Source organism: Streptomyces sp. CBMA152 (genome assembly GCF_014596475.1).
GTDB lineage: Bacteria > Actinomycetota > Actinomycetes > Streptomycetales > Streptomycetaceae > Streptomyces.
In genome coordinates this window covers 90246-110300 of sequence record NZ_MECJ01000022.1, presented here as the reverse complement: position 1 = coordinate 110300, position 20055 = coordinate 90246, and the positions used below count along the sequence as shown (strand labels likewise).

The 20055-nt window shown below is 71.8% G+C and carries 16 protein-coding genes; 10 read left to right on the top strand and 6 right to left on the bottom strand.

All coding sequences use genetic code 11. From position 1 onward, the window contains the following. Positions 1 to 37: 37 nt before the first annotated feature. Genes BG418_RS19585 through BG418_RS19575 form a run of 3 tightly spaced genes read right to left on the bottom strand, consistent with a single transcriptional unit; the run spans position 38 to position 3560 of the window. A complete protein-coding gene (locus BG418_RS19585; RefSeq protein ID WP_188275213.1) occupies positions 38 to 697 on the bottom strand; it encodes an ABC transporter ATP-binding protein in 660 nt (219 codons plus the stop codon). 22 nt (positions 698 to 719) lie between these two features. Continuing rightward, positions 720 to 3176 carry an ABC transporter permease subunit gene (locus BG418_RS19580; RefSeq protein ID WP_188275212.1) on the bottom strand — a complete coding sequence of 819 codons (2457 nt, stop codon included), beginning with the start codon at positions 3174 to 3176 and terminating at the stop codon, positions 720 to 722. 3 nt (positions 3177 to 3179) lie between these two features. Then, positions 3180 to 3560 (bottom strand): hypothetical protein, encoded by a 381-nt coding sequence (locus tag BG418_RS19575; protein WP_188275211.1) that lies wholly within the window; start codon positions 3558 to 3560, stop codon positions 3180 to 3182. A 104-nt stretch (positions 3561 to 3664) separates the two neighbouring features. On the opposite strand from BG418_RS19575, the gene BG418_RS19570 reads away from it, so the two are divergent. Beyond that, positions 3665 to 4183: a hypothetical protein gene (locus BG418_RS19570; protein ID WP_188275210.1), complete on the top strand. Its 519-nt coding sequence runs from the start codon at positions 3665 to 3667 to the stop codon at positions 4181 to 4183. Beyond that, positions 4161 to 5435: an ABC transporter substrate-binding protein gene (locus BG418_RS19565; RefSeq protein ID WP_188275209.1), complete on the top strand. Its 1275-nt coding sequence runs from the start codon at positions 4161 to 4163 to the stop codon at positions 5433 to 5435. Before BG418_RS19570 ends, BG418_RS19565 begins: the two co-directional genes overlap by 23 nt. A gap of 26 nt (positions 5436 to 5461) precedes the next feature. Here BG418_RS19565 and ctaD read toward each other — a convergent pair whose 3' ends face one another. Beyond that, a complete protein-coding gene (gene ctaD / locus BG418_RS19560; RefSeq protein WP_188275208.1) occupies positions 5462 to 7174 on the bottom strand; it encodes a cytochrome c oxidase subunit I in 1713 nt (570 codons plus the stop codon). Between the two features lie 486 nt (positions 7175 to 7660). Between ctaD and BG418_RS19555 the strand changes: the two genes are divergently transcribed. Then, complete coding sequence (locus tag BG418_RS19555) at positions 7661 to 7876, top strand: I78 family peptidase inhibitor (RefSeq protein ID WP_188275207.1); 216 nt, start codon at positions 7661 to 7663, stop codon at positions 7874 to 7876. Between the two features lie 132 nt (positions 7877 to 8008). On the opposite strand, the gene BG418_RS19550 is transcribed toward BG418_RS19555, so the two are convergent. Then, on the bottom strand, positions 8009 to 8998 hold the full coding sequence (locus tag BG418_RS19550; RefSeq protein ID WP_188275206.1) for a phosphatase PAP2 family protein: 990 nt from the start codon (positions 8996 to 8998) through the stop codon (positions 8009 to 8011). Positions 8999 to 9582: 584 nt separating this feature from the next. Here BG418_RS19550 and BG418_RS19545 point away from each other — a divergent pair. Together BG418_RS19545 and BG418_RS19540 are read left to right on the top strand one after the other, a co-directional pair. Further along, positions 9583 to 11229 carry an MFS transporter gene (locus BG418_RS19545; RefSeq protein WP_188275205.1) on the top strand — a complete coding sequence of 549 codons (1647 nt, stop codon included), beginning with the start codon at positions 9583 to 9585 and terminating at the stop codon, positions 11227 to 11229. A gap of 88 nt (positions 11230 to 11317) precedes the next feature. Next, a complete protein-coding gene (locus tag BG418_RS19540; RefSeq protein WP_188275204.1) occupies positions 11318 to 12508 on the top strand; it encodes an acyl-CoA dehydrogenase family protein in 1191 nt (396 codons plus the stop codon). 55 nt (positions 12509 to 12563) lie between these two features. Here the strand turns inward: BG418_RS19540 and BG418_RS19535 are convergent, their stop codons facing one another. Continuing rightward, a complete protein-coding gene (locus BG418_RS19535; RefSeq protein WP_188275203.1) occupies positions 12564 to 12998 on the bottom strand; it encodes a cell division protein SepF in 435 nt (144 codons plus the stop codon). 310 nt (positions 12999 to 13308) lie between these two features. Between BG418_RS19535 and BG418_RS19530 the strand changes: the two genes are divergently transcribed. The 5 genes from BG418_RS19530 to BG418_RS19510 all read left to right on the top strand — a co-directional run bounded on the left by BG418_RS19530 (position 13309) and on the right by BG418_RS19510 (position 19898). Continuing rightward, positions 13309 to 14565, top strand: coding sequence for a DUF5685 family protein (locus BG418_RS19530; RefSeq protein WP_188275202.1), 1257 nt, complete (start codon positions 13309 to 13311; stop codon positions 14563 to 14565). A gap of 374 nt (positions 14566 to 14939) precedes the next feature. Further along, positions 14940 to 16751: an FAD/NAD(P)-binding domain-containing protein gene (locus BG418_RS19525; protein ID WP_188275201.1), complete on the top strand. Its 1812-nt coding sequence runs from the start codon at positions 14940 to 14942 to the stop codon at positions 16749 to 16751. 47 nt (positions 16752 to 16798) lie between these two features. Continuing rightward, complete coding sequence (locus BG418_RS19520) at positions 16799 to 17815, top strand: LLM class flavin-dependent oxidoreductase (RefSeq protein WP_188275200.1); 1017 nt, start codon at positions 16799 to 16801, stop codon at positions 17813 to 17815. Next, a complete protein-coding gene (locus tag BG418_RS19515; RefSeq protein ID WP_188275199.1) occupies positions 17812 to 19113 on the top strand; it encodes an NtaA/DmoA family FMN-dependent monooxygenase in 1302 nt (433 codons plus the stop codon). The genes BG418_RS19520 and BG418_RS19515 overlap by 4 nt, the downstream gene beginning before the upstream one ends. Beyond that, positions 19110 to 19898: a DUF1684 domain-containing protein gene (locus BG418_RS19510; protein ID WP_188275198.1), complete on the top strand. Its 789-nt coding sequence runs from the start codon at positions 19110 to 19112 to the stop codon at positions 19896 to 19898. Before BG418_RS19515 ends, BG418_RS19510 begins: the two co-directional genes overlap by 4 nt. Positions 19899 to 20055 lie beyond the last annotated feature (157 nt).

Here is a 20055-nt window from a genome sequence, read left to right as displayed (position 1 = left end):
TATCTGAGCCCCATCCGGTCGTCCGACCGGGTGGGGCTCATTCGGGCGAGTGGTCGCCGAACTCGGCGCTCTCGCCGCTGAATACCACGCGCCCGCGCCGCAGTTGATGCACGATCGCGGTGCGGCCGGGCGGCAGCCGCTGTTCCGCGACGACGACGGCCGCGTCCCGGGCCAGCTCTGCGAGCAGGTCGTACGTACGGTCCGCGACCTGCGGGGACATGCCCTGGGTGGGCTCGTCGAGCAGGACGAGGCGGGCGCCGCGCAGCAGCGCGCGCGAGACGGCGAGCATCCGCTGCTCGCCGCCGGAGAGCGTGCCCGCCCGGCGGGTGAGGAGAGGGCGCAGCTCCGGATACCCGTCGAGCGCGACCGTGAAGTCGCTGGAGGCGGCGGCCAGTTCGAGGTTCTCGGCGACGGTCAGCCCGGCGTGCACGGCCCGGGTGTCCGGGACGAGGCAGAGGCCCCGCCGGGCCCGTACGTGGGCGGGCAGCCGGGTGACATTGGCGCCCCGCCACACCACCCGCCCGGCGGCCAGCGGCACCGTGCCCGCCAGGGCGCGCAGGGCCGTGGTGCGCCCGGAGCCGTTGCGGCCGAGCAGGACGGTGAGGGCGCGGGCGGGCACGGCCAGGTCGATCCCGTGCAGCGCCTCCAGCGGCCCGTACCGCACCCGGGCGCCGCTCAGTTCGATCTCGACGCCCATGACCCGCCTCCGCGCCGCGCGCTCATTCGATCCGTCCCGCCCGCATCACATGGACCCGGTCGGCGATGTCCGCGACCAGGTCGAGGTCGTGCTCGACGACGAGCACGGCCATGCCGTCGGCGGCCAGCGCGCGCAGCACCCGGGCCAGTTCGCGGATCTCGGCGGCGTCCAGTCCGGCCGCGGGTTCGTCGAGCAGCAGGGTGTGCGGGCGGCCCGCGAGCGCCCGGCCGAGCTCGACGCGGCGCAGCGTGCCGGTCGGCAGCCCGGCCGCGGGCAGCCGCCGCACCCCGCCCGCCAGGCCCATCAGCCGCAGCGCCTGCTCCACGGCGGCCGGGTCCCGCACGCGGCCCTGCTCGGCCCCGACCCGTACGTTCTCCTCCACGGTCAGCGAGGGGAACACCGCGATCTGCTGGAAGGTCCGCGCGATGCCGAGCCGGGTGCGGGCGTGGGCCGGGCGGCGGGTGATGTCGTCCCCGCCGAGCGCGACCCGGCCCGCGTCGGGGCGCAGGGTGCCGCACAGACAGTGGAACAGGGTGGTCTTGCCTGCGCCGTTGCCGCCGATCAGCGCGGTGACCTCGCCCGGCGGCACGGCCAGGTCGACCCCGGCCAGGACGGTGTACGGGCCGTACGAGAGCCGTACTCCGTGCGCGGTGAGCTGCAGGGGCGGGCCCACTGGGAGCGCCTTGCGGGGCGACGGAGGCGGAGGCTGCACGCGCGCGGGTCGCCGCCACCGCGACAGCAGCTCGTGGACCTGCGGGAAGCGGCCGATCAGCAGCGCGAGCAGACCGACGACGGCCGCCGCCACTCCGCCTTGCGTGCCCGCGTCCAGGCCCACGAGGAGCGCCGCCCCGGCGAGCGCCCCCAGCGGGTTGTCGGCGCCCAGGACCACCACCGCCGCGAACCAGAGCAGCCCGCGCACCGGGTCGTACGCGCCCGGGTCGAAGGTGCGCAGCCCCATCGAGAGCAGCCCGCCGCCGAGCGCGGCGAGGGCTGCGCCGGTGACGAACGCGAGGAGTTTGAGCGCGGGGACGGGCACGCCCGAGGCGGCCGCGCCCTCCTCGTGGTCGCGCATGGCCGCCAGCGCGCGGCCCGGGCGCCCCCGGCGCAACGCGGCGACCGCCAGCAACGAGCAGAGCAGCAGGGCGAGTTCGACGCTGTAGTACGCGCGGTCGTCGCCCAGGCCCGCCGGGCGGGACACGGTCAGGCCCGAGGTCGCGTACGGCTGGGCGAAGACGAAACGGCTCGCGGCCACGCCGACCGCCAGCGTCGCGAGGGCCAGTGCCAGGCCGTGCCGGCGGATCGCGGGTCGGCCGGTCAGCAGACCGAGCGGGGCGACCAGGAGCACCGCGAGGCCCAGCGCGACCAGCTCCGGCACCGACCGTGCGAGCCATGCCGTGAAGAGCGCGCCCAGACCCGCGTACGCCGTCTGGCCCAGCGAGATCTGGCCGCCCCGGCCGGTCACCACGACCAGTGAGAGCAGGATGATCGCCAGCGCCGGGACCTGCACCGAGGTGTGCAGATCCGAGCCCGCGAAGCCGAGGGGCAGCAGGAACAGGACCCCCGCCACCAGCCAGGCGACGGGCGGTATCCGCACGGCCGCCACGGTCGTACGCGACAACGCGTCCCGCCCGCCGACCCCCGGCAGCACCAACGCGGCCACCAGCAGCGCCACCACGAACAGGTTCGCCCCGACCGCCTGGAGGAGCGGTTCGACGCGGCCCGACGGGTGCAGCCGGGTCAGCTGGGCCTGGGCGACGCCGATCACGAGCGCCGCCGCCACCGCGACCACGACACTGCGCATCCTGGCGATCACCGCGACCGCGATGACCTCGACGACGAGCAGGGGCAGCCCGTACGGGTCGAGTCGTACGTAAGGCGCGAGCAGCACGCCGGTGAGTCCCGCCGTGAACGCGCCGAACGCCCAGCCCACCGACGCCACCCGGTCCGTGTCGATGCCGCCGAGCGCGGCCAGTTCACGGTTGTCGACGACCGCGCGCACCTCGCCGCCGAACCGCGTCCAGCGGGTCACCGTCACCACCAGGGCGGCGAGCGCGGCGACCACCGCCAGCTGGCCCCACGGCTCGTCCGTCACCAGCGCCGGGGCGTCGGGCCGTGCGCCCGGGCCCCAGATCAGCGCGGCGGCGCCGACGAGCAGCACGAACACCCCGATCGAGGCGACCAGCGTCCGGGTGGGGTCGTTGCCCTCGACCGAGAGACGGCGGAAGACCAGGACGTCGAGCAGCACGCCGATGGCCGGGGCGATCACCACCAGGGTCACGACGGCCGCGAGCGCGAGCGGCCAGTGCCAGTCGACGACCAACTGGCGCAGCACATAGGCGCACACCATCGCGATCGCGCCGTGCGCCAGATTGAGTACGCCGGTCGTCCGATAGGTGACCACGAGCCCCATACCGGTGAGGGCGGCCGCGCTGCCGACCGTGAGCCCGGCGAGGGTCAGGTCGTACGTCAGGGACGCCACGGGTCAGGGCTCGCACACGGGGCAGGGGTCGAGCACCTTGTCGCCGACGGGCCGGGCGTCCGGGCGCGCGGCGACCAGCGGGCAGTCGGGCCGGTGCGCCAGCGTTCCGCCCGGTACGCACAGCAGCGGGCCGTCCGAGGAGGACGGCCCGGGTTCCTCGGGAGCCTCGGCCGGGCGCCGTACCTCCGGGGCGGCCTCCACGCGCGCGAGGAGCACCGCGCCCGCCACCAGGAGGGCCGCGCCCGGCACCGTACAGGAGGCCAGATAGGGGATCTGGCGCGCGGCGAACCGCTCGCCGGACACGCCGTACCAGCCCGCCACGCACAGGACCGCGCCGCAGGCGACGGCCGCGAGGCCCGCCCACAGCAGCCGGGAAGTCCGCATCAGGCCCCCAGGTCCCGCGTCGCGTCTGGTGGTGGAAGGCGATTCCTTGCACTATGCCCTGAAGCGGCAGACCCTGGAAGCATTCGGTCTTGGTGGTGAGCCAGATGAGTCTCGGCACTCGTGTTCGACCTGCGGCCTGGGCGGCCGCGGCGGTCCTCGTACTGGTCCCGGTCGCGTCGGCGTGCTCGGACAGCGGCGGCGGCTCCGCGAAGTCCCCCTCGCCCTCCGCGACCGCGCCCGCCAACTCCCCGGCGCCGAACCGGCCGGGCGACCCGGCCGCGGCCAAGGCGCAGATCGAGAGGAACTGGGCGACCTTCTTCGACTCCAAGGCGTCCACCGACGCCAAGGTGAAGGTGCTGGAGAACGGCGACATGCTGCGGCCGCTGCTCGCCGCGTTCGGCGGCGACAAGAACGCGGCGCAGTCCTCCGCGAAGGTCACCGCCGTCACGTTCACCTCGCCGACCGGTGCAGCCGTGACGTACGACCTGCTGGTCGGTGGCAACCCGGCGCTGCCCGGCGCCAAGGGCACCGCGGTGCTCCAGGACCAGACATGGAAGGTCTCGGTGAAGACGCTCTGCGCGCTCGTCAAACTGAGCGGCAATGCGGCCGCGCCGGGCTGCTGAGAGGCTGCTGCTGACGGCGCTGCTCCTGCTCGGCGCCGGGTGCGGCAGTCGGCTTCCCGAGCGGGACTTCGAGAGCGGGCCCAGCCGGCCGGCGGCCGCCGAGCCGATCCGGATCGGCGTCATCTCCAGCGAGACCAGCCCGGTCGGCGGCGCCGCCTTCACCGGTCCGCGCGACGGCGCCCGCGCCTACTTCGACGCGCTCAACGCCCAAGGCGGCCTGGGCGGGCGCAAGATCGAGGTGCTGACCTGCGACGACGGGGGCAGCGGGGTCGGCAACACCGAGTGCGTGCACCGACTCGTGGACGAGAAGAAGGTGTTCGCCCTGGTCGCCACGACCGCGCTCGACTACGCGGGCGCGCCCCTGGTCTCCGCCGCGGGCGTCCCCGACATCGGCGGCCAGCCGATCGGCGCGGCCTATGACACCTACCCGCATCTGTACGGGATCTACGGCAGCGACGCCCCGCGCGACGGCACCCCCGGCTGGGGCGGCAGCCTCTACGGCGGTACCGAGGTCTACCGCTACTTCAAGAACGAGCAGGGCGCGCGCACGGCCGCCGTCGTCTCCTACAACCAGGCCGCGTCCGCCGCGTACGCCCGTCTTGTGACCGCCGGGCTGAAGGCCGAGGGCTATCAAGTGGTCGGCGAACAGGTCGACTTCGTGCTGCCGAACTTCCGTGCCGTCGCCGCCGACCTGAAGGACCGGGGCGCCGATCTCGTCTTCGACGCGCTGGACACGCACGGCAATGTGCAGCTGTGCGAGGCCATGGACGCGCTCGGCGTGAAGGTCACCGCCAAGGTCACCAATGTGCAGAACTGGAACGCGGCCGTCGGCGACGACTACCGGGACGCGCCGCGCTGCCGCAACGCCCTGTGGGTGACCGGCTCGTCGCGCGACTACGACGACAAGGGCAACGCGGAGGTGGCGGCGTTCCGTACGGCGATGAAGGGCAAGGCGCTCTCCCAGTGGCAGCTGGAGGGCTGGGCGGCCGCGATGTGGTTCACGGACGCGGCCCGCTCCTGCCCGCAGGCCGCGCTCACGCGCGCGTGCGTGGAGGACTTCCTCAACCGCCCCCAACCGTACACCGCACGCGGCCTGCTCCTTCCGGTCTCGTACGGGCATCTCGCCCGGCCGCCGAAGGAGCGCCGCACCTGTCTGTCGGTGGCCCGCTGGCAGGACGGCAGGGGGTGGGTGCCCCAGGGCGAGATGACCACGAACTGCTTCACCGTCCCGCAGCTGGCCTACCGGCCCTGAAGAGCCTGTCTTTGAATCCCCGCTGCTCAGTCGTCCGACGCTTCCGGAACTACCGGCTCCTTCTCCTTGCGGCGGCTGTCGAGCACGAGGTCGTCGCGGAACGGCGCGAACTCCGGGTGGTGCAGGTCGAACGCGGGGGACTCGGTGCGGATGCGGGGGATGGTCACGAAGTTGTGGCGCGGCGGCGGGCAGGAGGTCGCCCACTCCAGCGAGCGCCCGAACCCCCACGGGTCGTCGACGCCCACCAACTCCCCGTACTTCGCGGTCTTCCAGACGTTGTAGAGGAACGGCAGCGTGGACATGCCGAGCAGGAAGGCGCCGATGGAGGAGACCGTGTTGAGGGCGGTGAAGCCGTCGGCGGCCAGATAGTCCGCGTACCGCCGGGGCATGCCCTCGGCGCCCAGCCAGTGCTGGACCAGGAACGTGGTGTGGAAGCCGATGAAGAGCGTCCAGAAGTGGATTTTGCCGAGGCGTTCGTCGAGCATCTTGCCGGTGAACTTGGGCCACCAGAAGTAGAAGCCGCCGAACGTCGCGAAGACGACCGTGCCGAAGACGACGTAGTGGAAGTGGGCCACCACGAAGTACGAGTCGGTGACATGGAAGTCGAGCGGTGGCGAGGCGAGGATGACGCCGGTGAGGCCGCCGAAGAGGAAGCTCACCAGGAACCCGACCGCCCAGAGCATCGGTGTCTCGAAGCTGAGCGAGCCGCGCAGCATCGTGCCGGTCCAGTTGAAGAACTTCACCCCGGTCGGCACCGCGATCAGGAACGACACGAACGAGAAGAACGGGAGCAGCACCGCGCCGGTCGCGAACATGTGGTGCGCCCACACCACGACGGACAGGCCCGTGATCGCCATGGTGGCGCCGACCAGGGTGAGATAGCCGAAGATCGGCTTGCGGGCGAAGACCGGGATGATCTCGGTGATGATGCCGAAGAACGGCAGCGCGATGATGTAGACCTCGGGATGGCCGAAGAACCAGAAGAGGTGCTGCCACAGCAGCGCGCCTCCCCACTGCGGCTCGAACACCACCGCGCCGAACCTGCGGTCCGCCTCCAGGACGAGCAGCGCCGCCGCGAGCACCGGGAAGGCGATCAGCACCAGGATCGACGTGAACAGCACGTTCCAGGTGAAGACCGGCATCCGGAACATCGTCATGCCGGGCGCGCGCATCCCGATGATGGTGGTCAGGAAGTTGACGGCGCCCAGGATCGTGCCGAAGCCGGCGAGGGCGAGCCCCATGATCCACAGGTCCGGGCCGACGCCGGGGGAGTGGACCGAGGAGTTGAGCGGCGCGTAGGCGAACCAGCCGAAGGCGGCCGGGCCCCCGGTGACGAAGAACGAGCCGAGGACGATGAGCCCGCCGAAGAGGAACAGCCAGTACGAGAGCATGTTCAGCCGGGGGAAGGCGACGTCCGGCGAGCCGATCTGGAGCGGCATGATCTCGTTGGCGAACCCGGCGAAGGTCGGGGTGGCGAAGAGCAGCAGCATGATCGTGCCGTGCATGGTGAAGAGCTGGTTGTACTCCTGGTTGGTCATGATCTGCAGGCCCGGGCGGGCCAGCTCGGCCCGCATGAGCAGCGCCATGACGCCGGCGGCCAGGAAGAACACGAACGACGTGACCAGGTAGAGATGCCCGATCTTCTTGTGATCCGTGGTGGTCAGCCAGTCCACGATCACCCGGCCCGACTGGCGGGCCTCCACCGGTTCCGCGTCCGCGGTCGCCGTCTCCGTACCCATCGCCGCCCCCACTCAGGTGTCAGGCATCAGGCCGGTAGCCATGATGCTCGCGCTGGTACCCGGTCCGACAGGGTGCGTACGTGACCAAGACGGGTGCATACGAGCCAAACGGGCCGGACGCAGCGACGGCGAAGCGGAACCGCCGTCGGTGCGGATTCTGTAAGGATGCCGTGAATTCCCTATGACCCGTCAATTTCCCACGCTGGGCGCCGGGGAAGTAATTCCGGCAGGCGTTTGCGAGCCACCGTCCGGCGAATTCCGTAATGGATCCGAACCATCTGTCGAAGGGTGCCGTATTTCGCCTCGGGCCGCACGGAACTCCCCGTACGAGTGACCAAGTTCGAGGTAAACCCCGCGCAAGATCCTGTGACACAAGTGTGACCGGAGGGGGACGTGGTGCGGACACGGGCAGGGCAAGGGGTCAGGCGGCGGGCAGGGCGCGGCCCCGGCTTCCGTCACCGCCCGGGGCGGCCTACGGTGGCTGGCATGGCACCCATACCGACCCCCTCAGCACAGCCCGACGACGCCCCCGACGCCTATGTCGGCCTGGCCGGCGAGGCCGCCGAGCGGCTGGCACGCGCGCGCGGCTGGACCACCGTCAGGTCGCTCCCGCCCGGCTCGATCATCACCATGGAGTACCTCGAAGGGCGGCTGAACTTCGAGGTGGCCGACGGCACGGTGATCCGCTGCTGGCGCGGCTGAGACACGGTGTGATCCCCGGTACGACGAAGGCCCCGGCCGCTCCGAAGTGGAGCCGCGGGGGCCTTCGCCTTGCGGGGGTGGTTGTGCGTACCGGTCCCCCGCCGTCCAGTGTGCCGACCGGCAGGCGCCGGGTCAGCCGCCGATCGGGCGCGCCGGGGCCGGGCGCGGGCCGCGCTCGGAGTGCTGCGGGCGCCTGCTGGCGGCCGGGGGCACCGGGGGCCGCTCCGGGCGGGAGCCGGAGGGGGGCCGGGTGGCGCCCCGGGCCGCGCGGGTGCCGGAGGCCGCGCCGACCGGCTCGCGGACCGGCGCGTCGTCCTCGTTGGCGCTGCGCTGGGCGAACATCGCGGGCAGCGCACCGGCCGGAACGGGCAGCGCGGGAGCGGCAGTTCCGCGTGCGCGCCACTTGGCGCGCAGGGCGAAGACCAGGGCCTCGGCGCGCGCGATCAGCGGCTCGCACCAGGGCAGCATGAGCAGGATGAGGAGCCCGGCCGCCCAGCCGAGGAGCACGTCGCTCACCCAGTGCGTACCGAGGTAGACCGTGGTGGCGCCGACGCCGAGGGCGACCATGGCCGAGATCACCGACAGCCAGCGCCTGGCCCTCGGGGTGGTGGCCAGATAGGCGAGGATGCCCCACGTCACCACCGCGTTGGCGGTGTGGCCGGAGGGGAATATATCGCCGCCCGCGAAGAGCTCGGCGGAGCCGATCTGGGTCGCGTAGTGCGGACCGAGCCGCCCCAGGCCCAGCTTGACCGCGCCGACCGTGATGTTCAGGAGCAGCAGGGAGGCGCCGAGCGCGAGCAGCGGGCGCAGGGTGTGCTGCCGCCAGGAGCGCCAGCCCAGCCAGGCCGCGACCATCACCGCCGTCGGGCCGCGCTGGCCGAGGACCACGAAGTAGTCGAGGAAGGCGTGCAGCTGCGGCCACTGCTCGTACGGCCGGTACAGCATGACCTTCCAGTCCAGCTCGACGAGCCAGGACGAGGCGAGCACGGCGACGACGATGGCGAGGTAGAACGCCATCGTCGCGGCGAAGAGGATCACGCGGTGACGGCTCATCCGCGGGATCGCTATCTTCGGCGGTTCGGGCTCCCGGTCCAGACGGGCGAAGATTCGGTCGGTACGCACTCAATCGACGTTACAGCGAGTGAGTGACGGCCCAGGCCGATCCGGCGGGTTTGTGATGACGATGTGATGTGGAGTAGGTCTCACGCGCCGGATTATTCCCGGGCCCGGAAAATACGGTGATGACCTTGGGATCTATTCCGCTCGGTCCGGTTCGGGAACGCGCTTTGGACCCGGTGAATTGGTTCGCCGGGAAGCGGGACGGAATTCATCGTTCGGTCATCGGCCCTGGCACCGTGTGCCGGGCTATCGCGGCACGGCGTGCCAAGATCATTTATCGTGCCCCGGCCTCGCGCCCCGCCGCGCTTGTGCCGTGGCGCGGTGACTCGCGGGGTGAACGAGGGGTGAAGCGGAGCGCGCGGGGGCGTAACAGGGTGGCGTACGCCACACCTGTGGGGCGTACGGGGTGAGAGCTGCACCACGTGCCGCTGGCTTGAACTCGCGTACGCTGACGGATCACTCGCATCGTCGATGCCGGGCCCACCGAGACCAGGTCATGGGGCCGCCGACAGCGAGGGACGACGCGTCACCGCGAGGCCGGCGCGTCCCGGGACCCCGGCAGGGGCCGCCGTACAGGAGGTACACACATGGCAGGAACGACCACGGACGCCGCACGCGCGCGTGCCACCGTCGGCGGCGCCAACCGCTGGGTCGTCCTCGTCGTCCTCTGTGTGAGCCTGCTGCTCGTCGCGCTCGACGCGACCGTTCTGCACGTCGCGGTCCCCTCGGTCACCGAGGACCTGCGCCCCAGCGCCACCGCGCTGCTCTGGATCGTCGACGCCTACCCGCTGGTCTGCGCCGCGCTCCTCATCCTCTTCGGCACCCTCGGCGACCGCATCGGCCGCCGCCGGGTGCTGCTGCTCGGCTACGGCATATTCGGCGCGGCCTCCGCGGTCGCCGCCCTCGCCGGTTCGGCGGAGCTCCTGATCGTCGCCCGTGCGCTGCTCGGCGTCGGCGGCGCGATGATCATGCCCGCCACCCTTTCCATCCTGCGCGCGGTCTTCCCCGACCGTCGCGAACGCGCCACCGCCATCGGCGTGTGGACCGCCACCGCCGCGATCGGCGCCGCCACCGGGCCGGTGCTCGGCGGCTTCCTGGTCCAGCACTTCTGGTGGGGCTCGGTCTTCCTGATCAACATCCCGCTGATGGCGCTGATCCTGCCGCTCGGCCGCAAGCTGCTGCCCGAGTCGAAGGGCTCTGCCGACGGGCCGTGGGACGTGCTCGGCGCGCTGATGGCGGCGGCCGGGGTGCTCATCCTGGTGCTCGGTGTGAAGCGGCTCGGCGCCGGTCACGGCGTCATGGACATCTGGACGCTCGCGCCGCTGTGCGTGGGCACCGCCCTGATCGTCCTCTTCGTACGCCGTCAGAAGCGCCGTACACATCCGCTCGTCGACATGCGGATGTTCTCCCGGCCCACCTTCTCCACCTCGGTGGGATGCATCGTCCTGGCCATGCTGGCGCTGGTCGGCCTGGAGCTGATCGCGGTCCAGTACCTCCAGCTGGTCCTCGGGCTCAGCCCGCTGGAGACCGGGCTGCGGCTGCTGCCGCTCACCTTCGCCGCGATGGCCGCGGGCGCCACCGGCTCGCACACCCTGCGCCGGTTCGGCCCGCGCACGATGGTCGCCTGCGGCTTCGCGCTCACCGCCGGGGCCGTCCTGCTCCTGGTCATGATGGGCCAGCACGACCGCCCGGCGCTGCTGACCTGCGCGTTCATAGTCCTGGGCTTCGGCCTGCAGACGACGCTCTTCGGGGCGTACGAATCGATGCTCAGCGAGGCGCCCGCCGACTGCGCGGGCGGCGCCGCCGCGATCGGCGAGACCTCGTACCAGCTCGGCGCCGGGATGGGGATCGCCCTGCTCGGCAGCGTGATGAACGCGGCCTACGCCCCCGGCGTCGCCGACGTCCCCGGAGTGCCGGACACCGCCTCGGCGGGCGCGACCAACTCGCTGGGCGAGGCGTACGACATCGCCGCCCGGCTCGGGGGACCCGCGGGGGACGCCCTGCGCAGCGCGGCCCAGCACTCCTTCGTGCATGGACTGCATGTGACGCTGCTGGTCAGCGCGGGTCTGCTGGTCCTCGGCGCGGTGGCCGCGCTGCGGCTGCCGCGCGCGATGGAGTGCGCGGCGCAGCACCCGGAACTGCCCGCCCAGCGCACCGACGCACCGCTCGCGATGGCCGATCGGCCGATGGTCCCCGCCGCCGAGGCCGCGGGGTCTGGACGCGCGGGACACTGACCCGTAACGTCAGCGCCCAGCAATAACTACCACTGCTAGTTTTAGCTGAGCCGCACAGGTTCTGAGCGAGCCGCCGGAGGCATCCCTCATGTCCGCACCCGCCAAGCTGCCCCCCTTCGACCCGGCCGACCCCCTCGGCATCGACGACCTGCTGAGCGACGAGGACCTCGCGGTCCGCGACACCGTCCGCTCCTGGACCGCCGACCGGGTCCTGCCGCACATCGCCGAGTGGTACGAGAACGGCGAGCTGCCCGGCATCCGCGAACTCGCCCGCGAGCTCGGCTCGATCGGGGCGCTCGGCATGTCCCTGACCGGATACGGCTGCGCGGGCGCCAGTGCCGTCCAGTACGGCCTGGCCTGTCTGGAGCTGGAGGCCGCCGACTCGGGCATCCGCTCGCTCGTCTCCGTCCAGGGCTCGCTCGCGATGTACGCGATCTGGAAGTACGGCTCCGAGGAGCAGAAGCAGCGCTGGCTGCCCGGTATGGCGGCGGGCGAGATCATCGGCTGCTTCGGCCTCACCGAGCCCGACCACGGCTCCGACCCGGCCGGTATGCGCACCTACGCCAAGAAGGACGGCACCGACTGGGTGCTCAACGGGCGCAAGATGTGGATCACCAATGGCTCGGTGGCCGGGGTCGCGGTGGTCTGGGCGCAGACCGACGACGGGATCCGCGGCTTCGCCGTACCCACCGACACCCCGGGATTCTCGGCGCCCGAGATCAAGCACAAGTGGTCGCTGCGGGCGTCGGTCACCAGCGAGCTGGTCATGGACGACGTACGGCTGCCCGCCGACGCCGTGCTGCCCGGCGTCACCGGCCTCAAGGGCCCGCTCAGCTGCCTCTCGCACGCACGCTACGGCATCGTCTGGGGTGCGATGGGCGCGGCCCGCTCCTCCTTCGAGGCGGCCGTGGAGTACGCGAAGAGCCGTGAGCAGTTCGGCAGGCCCATCGGCGGCTTCCAGCTCACCCAGGCCAAGCTCGCCGACATGGCGGTCGAGCTCCACAAGGGCATCCTGCTCGCCCATCATCTGGGCCTGCGCATGGACGCGGGGCGGCTCCGCCCGGAACAGGTCAGCTTCGGAAAGCTCAACAATGTGCGGGAGGCGATCGAGATCTGCCGCACCTCGCGCACGATCCTCGGGGCGAACGGGATCTCGCTCGAATACCCGGTGATGCGGCACGCCACCAACCTCGAATCGGTGCTGACGTACGAGGGCACCGTCGAGATGCACCAGCTGGTGCTGGGCAAGGCGCTCACCGGGCTCGATGCCTTCCGCTAGACCGGCACCTTCCGGTAAATCGATCCGGCCGGGCTCGGACCGGTGAGCGCCTCGCTCAGCTCTGGTTGAAGAAGCCGCCGGCGGTGCGGCCCGCCTCGCCGCTGACGATCTCGGTGTCGGCGGGGGTCAGTAGGAAGACCCTCGTCGCCACCCGCTCGATGGAGCCGCGCAGCCCGAAGGTCAGACCGGCCGCGAAGTCGACGACGCGCTTGGCGTCACCGGGCTCCATGGACGTGAGGTTCACGATGACCGGGACGCCCTCCCGGAAGAGCTCGCCGATACCGCGCGCGTCCCGGAAGCCGTCGGGGGTGACGGTGGCGATCCGGCGGCCCTGCTCCTCGGCCGCCTCGGAGGCCACGCGTACCCGCGGGTCCGTCACCCAGGCCTCGCCGGACGGCGCGGCTTCCTCGGTGTACTCGTCGTCGTAGTAGCGGTCGTCGTTGTCCTCGACAAGTCCCAGCCATGCACTCGCCTTGCGCACCGATCCCATGGACGCCTCCTCTCACAGCGGACTTCTTCTTGCCACTTCTTGCGTTCCGCATCCCTATGGTCGTCCATGATGCGGATACCGCGCCAAGTGGATAGCCGCCGTGCAGGGGATTCGTGACGGTACTGGTGCAGAAGATGTGGCGAATCGTCAGCTTTCTTCCGCTGTATGACGGGTAACGGATACAAAATATGAACTTCCGTCCAGACGGGTGACGGAGGGGGCGTACGAGTGAACGGGTGGCTCGATACGATGCCTGGCGCACTGTTGAACGAAGCGTAGGGCATGTGTCCTACGTCACCGGGGGAGCTTCGTGTTCGGAATCGTCAGGCCCTGCTCGCATCGGCTCACCGAAGGGCTGAAGACCGAGTGGATGGCCCATCTGTGCGGGCTCTGCCTGGCACTTCGCTCGGACCACGGTCAGCTCGCCAGGGTCGTCACCAACTACGACGGCCTGATCGTCTCGGTTCTGACGGAGGCTCAGGTCGAGCGGACCACCGGGTGGCGGCGCACGGCCGGGCCCTGTCCGCTGCGCGCGATGCGAACCGCCCCCGTCGCCAAGGGTGAGGGCGCCCGCCTCGCTGCCGCCGTCTCCCTCGTCCTGGCCTCGGCGAAGGTCCGCGACCACGTGGCCGACCGGGACGGCCTGTTGAAGCGCAGGCCCGTGGCGCTCGCCGCCCGCCGGGTCGCCGCGAGCTGGGACAAGGCGGGCGCCCGCACCGGTGCGTCGCTCGGCTTCGACACGGCGGTCCTGGTCGACGCGGTCGACCGGCAGACCGCGATCGAGGCGCTCGCCGGGCCCGGCACCTCGCTGCTGACCGTCACCGAGCCGACCGAGACGGCCACGGCCGCCGCCTTCGCGCACACCGCCGTCCTCGCTGACCGCCCGCACAACGCGGAGCCGCTGGCGGAGGCGGGCCGCCTCTTCGGACGGCTCGCGCATCTGCTGGACGCCGTGGAGGACCAGGCATCTGACGCCGCGTCGGGTGCGTGGAACCCGCTCACGGCGACCGGCACCGACCTCGTCGAGGCCCGACGCCTCGCCGATGACGCCGTGCACGGCATCCGGCTCGCCCTGCGCGAGGTCGACTTCGTCGACGGCAAGCTCGCGCACGTACTCCTCGCGCATGAACTCGGCCAGTCCGTGAACCGGTCGTTCGGAACGGTGAGCTGTGGGCACGGCGGCCACGACGACGGGTCGGCGCACGCGTCGCATCAGCCGGGACCGTACGGCCCCTACGGCACGCCGCCGCCGGGCAACCCGTACGCACCGAACCCGGGCAACCCGTACGCGCCTGGTCCCGGAGGCCCGTTCGGGCCGCCGTTCGGGCCGCCCGAGCCGCCGCGTCGGCGTGGGCTGATCGCCGGGTGCGGTGTCTTCGCAGGGCTCTGCTGCACCTGCCAGATGTGCTGCGCCAAGGAGTACGAGGGGCCCTGGTCCCGGAAGAAGCGCGAGGGCTTCTGCCGGGACTGCGACTGCTGTGACGTCTGCGACTGCTGCAGCGGCTGCGGGGACTGCTGCAGCTGCGAGAGCTGTTGCTGTGACGCATGCGACTGCGGATGCAACTGATGACGCTCCGTCATGCCGCTTGCGCGGTGGTGCGAGGGGAGGGGTGCGCGGTGTCAGGTGTGTGAAGGCGCGGAAGGAGAAAAAAGAACGCGGGGCCGTGCAGGGGGTCGGCTCAACAGGAACAGGACCACACTCGACCGAAGTCGATGTGGGAGCGCGTGACCAGCCACTGCTGCGGATGCATGGCCCAAGTGGAACAGGCATCCGTATCCGCGTCAACCGACCTGAGACGTACGGCTCACAGTCTGGACAGGCTTGACAACGGGCCGTACGCACCGCCTAGCCTCGGCAACGGACCGTGCTGAGGGGCTGGTCCGCGCCGTGTTCCGTGAAGGCATCACCGTGTTCGATCTCTGCATCCACGGAGCCTTCGTATGTCCCTTGCCCGTTCGAAACTCCCCACGCCCTCGCTTCACCAGCCGTCCCTAGTCGTCGTCGGAGCCGGTCCGCGGGGGACCGGATTCCTGGAGCGGCTGGCCGCCAACCTCCCTGAGCTGTACGGGGATCAGCCGCTGGACGTCCACCTCGTCGACCCGTATCCGCCGGGCGGCGGCCGGATCTGGCGCGCCGAGCAGTCGCCGCTGCTGTGGATGAACTCCATGGCCGAGGACGTCACCATGTTCACCGACGACACCGTCCAGCAGGAGGGCCCGGTCCGCCCCGGACCCACCCTCGCCGAATGGGCCGGGATCGACGGACAGACCTTCCCCAGTCGGCGGGCGCAGGGCGCGTATCTGCGCTGGGTGTACGAGGAGGCGGTGGCCGCGCTCGGGCCGACCGTCACCGTGCACGAGCACCGCACGCGCGCGCTGCGGATCGGCGGACCGCGCGAGGGTCGTCAGCATGTCCGTCTGGAGGGTCGCGCAGAACCGCTGGCCGCCGATCTCGTGGTGCTCACCATCGGCCACCTGGACGCCGAACTCGACGACGAGCAGCGGGAGTTGGCGGCCTTCGCGGCCCGCCACGACCTCGTCCATCTGCCGCCCGACTTCACCGCCGACTCGGATCTGTCGGCCCTGCGCCCCGGTGAGCCGGTGATCGTGCGCGGCTTCGGGCTCGCCTTCGTCGACCTGATGGTGCTCCTGACCGAGGGGCGCGGCGGGCGGTACGCGGAGGACGGGAGCTACCTCCCGTCGGGCCGGGAGCCGGTGCTGTACGTCGGGTCGCGGCGCGGTGTCCCGTACCACTCCAAGATCGGATATGCCTGGCAGGGCGAACGGCCGCCGCTGCCACGCTTCTTCGGACCGGAGGCGGTCGACGAACTGCTGAGTCGGCCGAGCCGCCCCGACTTCCGCCGGGACGTGTGGCCGCTCATCGACAAGGAGCTCGGCTTCGCCCACTACCACCGGCTCTTCACCGCCCATCCCGAGCGCACGGCTGTCGACTGGCCGGACTTCGAGGAGAAGTACGCGGCCGCAGACCCCGGCAGCCCCGAGCTGCATGCGCTGGTCGCCGCGGCCGTCCCCGACCCGGCCGACCGCCTCGACCTGGAGGCCCTGGACCACCCTCTGGACGGGGTGCGCTTCCCGTCGTACGAAGCACTCCAGGAGGGCCTGCGGGGATATGTCTCCCAGGATCTGACGAGACGTCATGACGATGCCAACAGCGTCGACTTGGCGGTGTTCCTGGGGCTGCTTTCCGTATACGGGCAGTTGCCCCGGCTCGGTGATGTGGGCCGCTGGTGGCACGGGTTCTTCAGCTATCTCGCCTCCGGCCCGCCCGGCCCCCGGCTGCGGCAACTGCTCGCGCTGTCCGACGCCGGGATCGTGCGCTTCCTCGGCGCGGGCGTCACCGTCGAGAGCGACGAGGACGCGGGGGTCTTCCGGGCGGGCAGTGCCAGTGTGCCGGGGGAGTGGATCGAGGCACGCGCCCTGGTCGAGGCACGGTTGCCCGAGCCGTCGCTCGACCGCACCCGCAGCCCGCTGCTGCGTGCGCTGTACCGGGACGGGGCGGGCGCGACCGGGGCGGGGCTGCTCACCGTGGACCCCGCCGACGGGCGCGTCCTGGACCGCGAGGCCCGCCCGTACCCACGCCTGTTCGCGCTCGGCCCGCACACCACCGCGCGGGCGCCCGGAGCCTTCACCCGGCCCCGCACCGGCGGCCCCGCGTTCCGCCAGAACGACGCGACCGCCCGCGCCGCGCTGGGATTCCTGCGCGACCTCGCATGCCACCGCCTCAGCGCCTGACGACCCGGCGCCGCCCACTCCGTACCCCGTCCGAAAGGAACCACCCCATGAGTGCCTCCGACAGGTCGGCCACCCGGCCGCTCCATCTCGCCGTCGACCTCGGCGGCCCACCGCACTACGACGCCCCGCACTACGTCCGCCTCGCCCGGCTCGCCGAGCGCGGCCGGCTCGACTTCGTCACCCTCGGGGACTCCTTCGCCCGGCCGGGCCCGGACGCGCTCGCCGTGCTGGCGAGGGTCGCGCCCGCCACCGGGCGGATCGGGCTCGTCCCCACCGTGACCACCACCCACACCGAGCCGTTCCATGTCTCCTCGGCCGTGGCCACCCTCGACTGGGTGAGCCGGGGCCGGGCGGGCTGGAGCCCGCAGGTGTCGACCACCGAGGCCGAGGCCCGGCTCTTCGGTCGTCGATCAGCCGCTCCCATCGCCGAGCTGTGGCACGAGGCGCGTGAAGTGGCCGATGTGGCAGCCAAGTTGTGGGACAGCTGGGAGGACGGTGCCGAGATCCGTGACGAGCCGACCGGCCGCTTCATCGACCGCGACAAGCTGCACTACGTCGACTTCGAGGGCCGTACGTTCTCGGTGCGCGGCCCCGCCATCGTGCCCCGGCCACCGCAGGGCCACCCCGTCACCGTGATCGACGCGACCGATCCGGAGGCCCGCGCCGCCGCCGTCCGGCACGCCGACATCGCCCTCGTACGGGCCGAGGACCCCACCACCGCGCGCGAGGCCCGCGAGGAACTGCGCGACCGGGTGCGGGCCCATGGCCGCGACCCCGGACGCCTGCGGGTGCTCGTCTCGATCCCGGTCGAACTGCACACCACGGCCGACGCGGTCGGCCTCGCCGGGCTGATCGGCGACTGGTGTCAGCAGGGCGCCGCCGACGGTTTCCATCTGCGCCCGGCCGACCCCGGACGCGATCTCGCGCTCGTCGTCGACGGGACGGTGCCCGTGCTCCAGCACCGTGGCTTACTGCGCCGCTTCTATCCCGGCGCCACACTCCGCGAACACCTGGGCCTGTCCCGGGCCGTCAACCAGTACGCGCAGGCCGGGAGGGCGTCATGACCAGGCAGATGCATCTCGCCGCCCACTTCCCGGGCGTCAACAACACCACCGTCTGGACCGACCCGCGCTCGGGCAGCCAGATCGACTTCGCCTCCTTCGAGCATCTGGCCCGCACCGCCGAGCGCGGCCGGTTCGACTTCTTCTTCCTCGCCGAGGGGCTGCGGCTGCGCGAGCACAAGGGGCGCATCCACGACCTGGACGTGGTGGGCCGCCCGGAGTCCATCACGGTCCTGAACGCCCTCGCGGCCGTGACCGAGCACCTGGGTCTGGCCGCCACGGTCAACGCCACGTTCAACGAGCCGTACGAACTCGCCCGTCGGCTCGCCTCGCTGGATCATCTCAGCGGCGGCCGCGCGGCCTGGAACGTGGTCACCTCGTTCGACGCGTTCACCGGCGAGAACTTCAGGCGCGGCGGCTATCTGGACCGGGCCGACCGGTACACCCGGGCGGCCGAGTTCGTCGCCACCGCACGTGAACTGTGGGATTCCTGGACGGCTGAGGGAACTCCCCGTCCCTTCTCTCACCAGGGCCAACACTTCGCCATATCGGGGGAGTTCACGCTGCCGCGCTCCCCGCAGGGTCATCCGGTCGTCATCCAGGCCGGGGACTCCGGCGAGGGCCGCGAGTTCGCCGCGTCCGCCGCCGATGTCGTCTTCACCCGGCACGGCAGCCTGGAGGCCGGGCGGGCGTTCTACGCCGATGTGAAGAGCCGGCTCGCCCGGTACGGCAGACAGCCCGAGGACCTGAAGATCATGCCGGGGGTCACCTTCGTGCTCGGCGACAGCGACGCCGAGGCGCAGGAGAAGGCCGCCGACATCCGCCGCCGTCAGGTCTCCCCGCAGAACGCGATCGTCACCCTGGAGCAGATCTGGGGCCGCGACCTCTCCGCGTACGACCCGGACGGGCCGCTCCCGGACATCGACCCGGATCCCGCGTCGACGCTGGTGCAGGGGCGGGTGAAGGTCGGTGACCCCTTCGCGGTCGCGGCCAAATGGCGGGCGCTGTCGGAGGCGAAGGGTCTCTCCATCCGGCAGACGGTCATCGAGACCACCGCCCGCCAGTCGTTCATCGGCACACCCGGTTCGGTCGCCGCCCAGCTGGACGAGTTCGTACGGACCGACGCCGCCGACGGGTTCATCCTCATCCCGCAGCTCACCCCGGGCGGGCTCGACGACTTCGTGGACGACGTGGTGCCGCTGCTTCAGGAGCGTGGCGTGTTCCGTTCGGAATACTCCGGCCCGACACTGCGCTCGCATCTGGGGCTGCGCACCCCCGTACGGAAGGATGGACCAGCATGAGCACGGACGCGGCACAGGAGTGGGACCGCTGGCACGAACGGCGCATCGCGACCGTTTCTTCGCCCTACGGCCCCCTCGCGCTGACCGGCACCCACTGGCTCGCCGACGCAGTGGAGGGTCGAATTCCGGCCGTGCCGGGGCGCTGGCGCGAAGAGGGCGACGAAGTGGTGCTCTCGGCGGGCGCCGAGGACGGGATCAGCCTGGACGGCGAGGAGTTCACCGGCGAGGTCCGGCTCACCGCCGACCACGCCCCGATCGGACAGTCGCGGCTGGCCCAGGGCGCGAGGCGGCTGGTGGTGCTGCGCCGCGAGGGGCTGTGGGCGGTGCGGATCTGGGACCCCGAGGCCGAGCGCCGACGCGCGTTCAAGGGCATCGAGGCGACGCCGTACGACGCACGCTGGGCGGTGCCCGGCACCTTCCGCCCGTACGACGAGGCGCGGACCGTCAATGTGGCGAACGCCGACGGGGTGGAGCGCGGGCTCGGGCTCGGCGGCGAGATCGCCTTCACGCTGGAGGGCCGAAACCACACCCTTCAGGTGGCGGTCGAGGGCGACGGCGGGCTCTGGGCGGTCTTCGCCGATGCGACCAGCGGGGATTCGAGCTACCGGTTCCGTTTTCTGCGCCCCGGCGCACCCGAGGTGGACGGCAGCGTGACGGTCGACCTCAACCGCGCACTGCTGCCCCCGTGCGCGTTCGCCGACCACTTCATCTGCCCCTTCCCGCCCCCGGGCAACACGCTGGACATCGCCGTCCCGGCGGGGGAGCGGACCGTGCTCACCGGCTGACCCGCGCCTCGCCGAAACCCCAACTGCCCGGCCGAAAGGCGCCCTTGCGCCCGACGGCCGGGCCACCGAATACTCCCTCCCAGCGCTTGTCAGGAGCACGGCGGCGCTTCATTGTGCTGCCGTCGGCCCTTGGCCGCGCCTCACGGGGTCCCCCCAC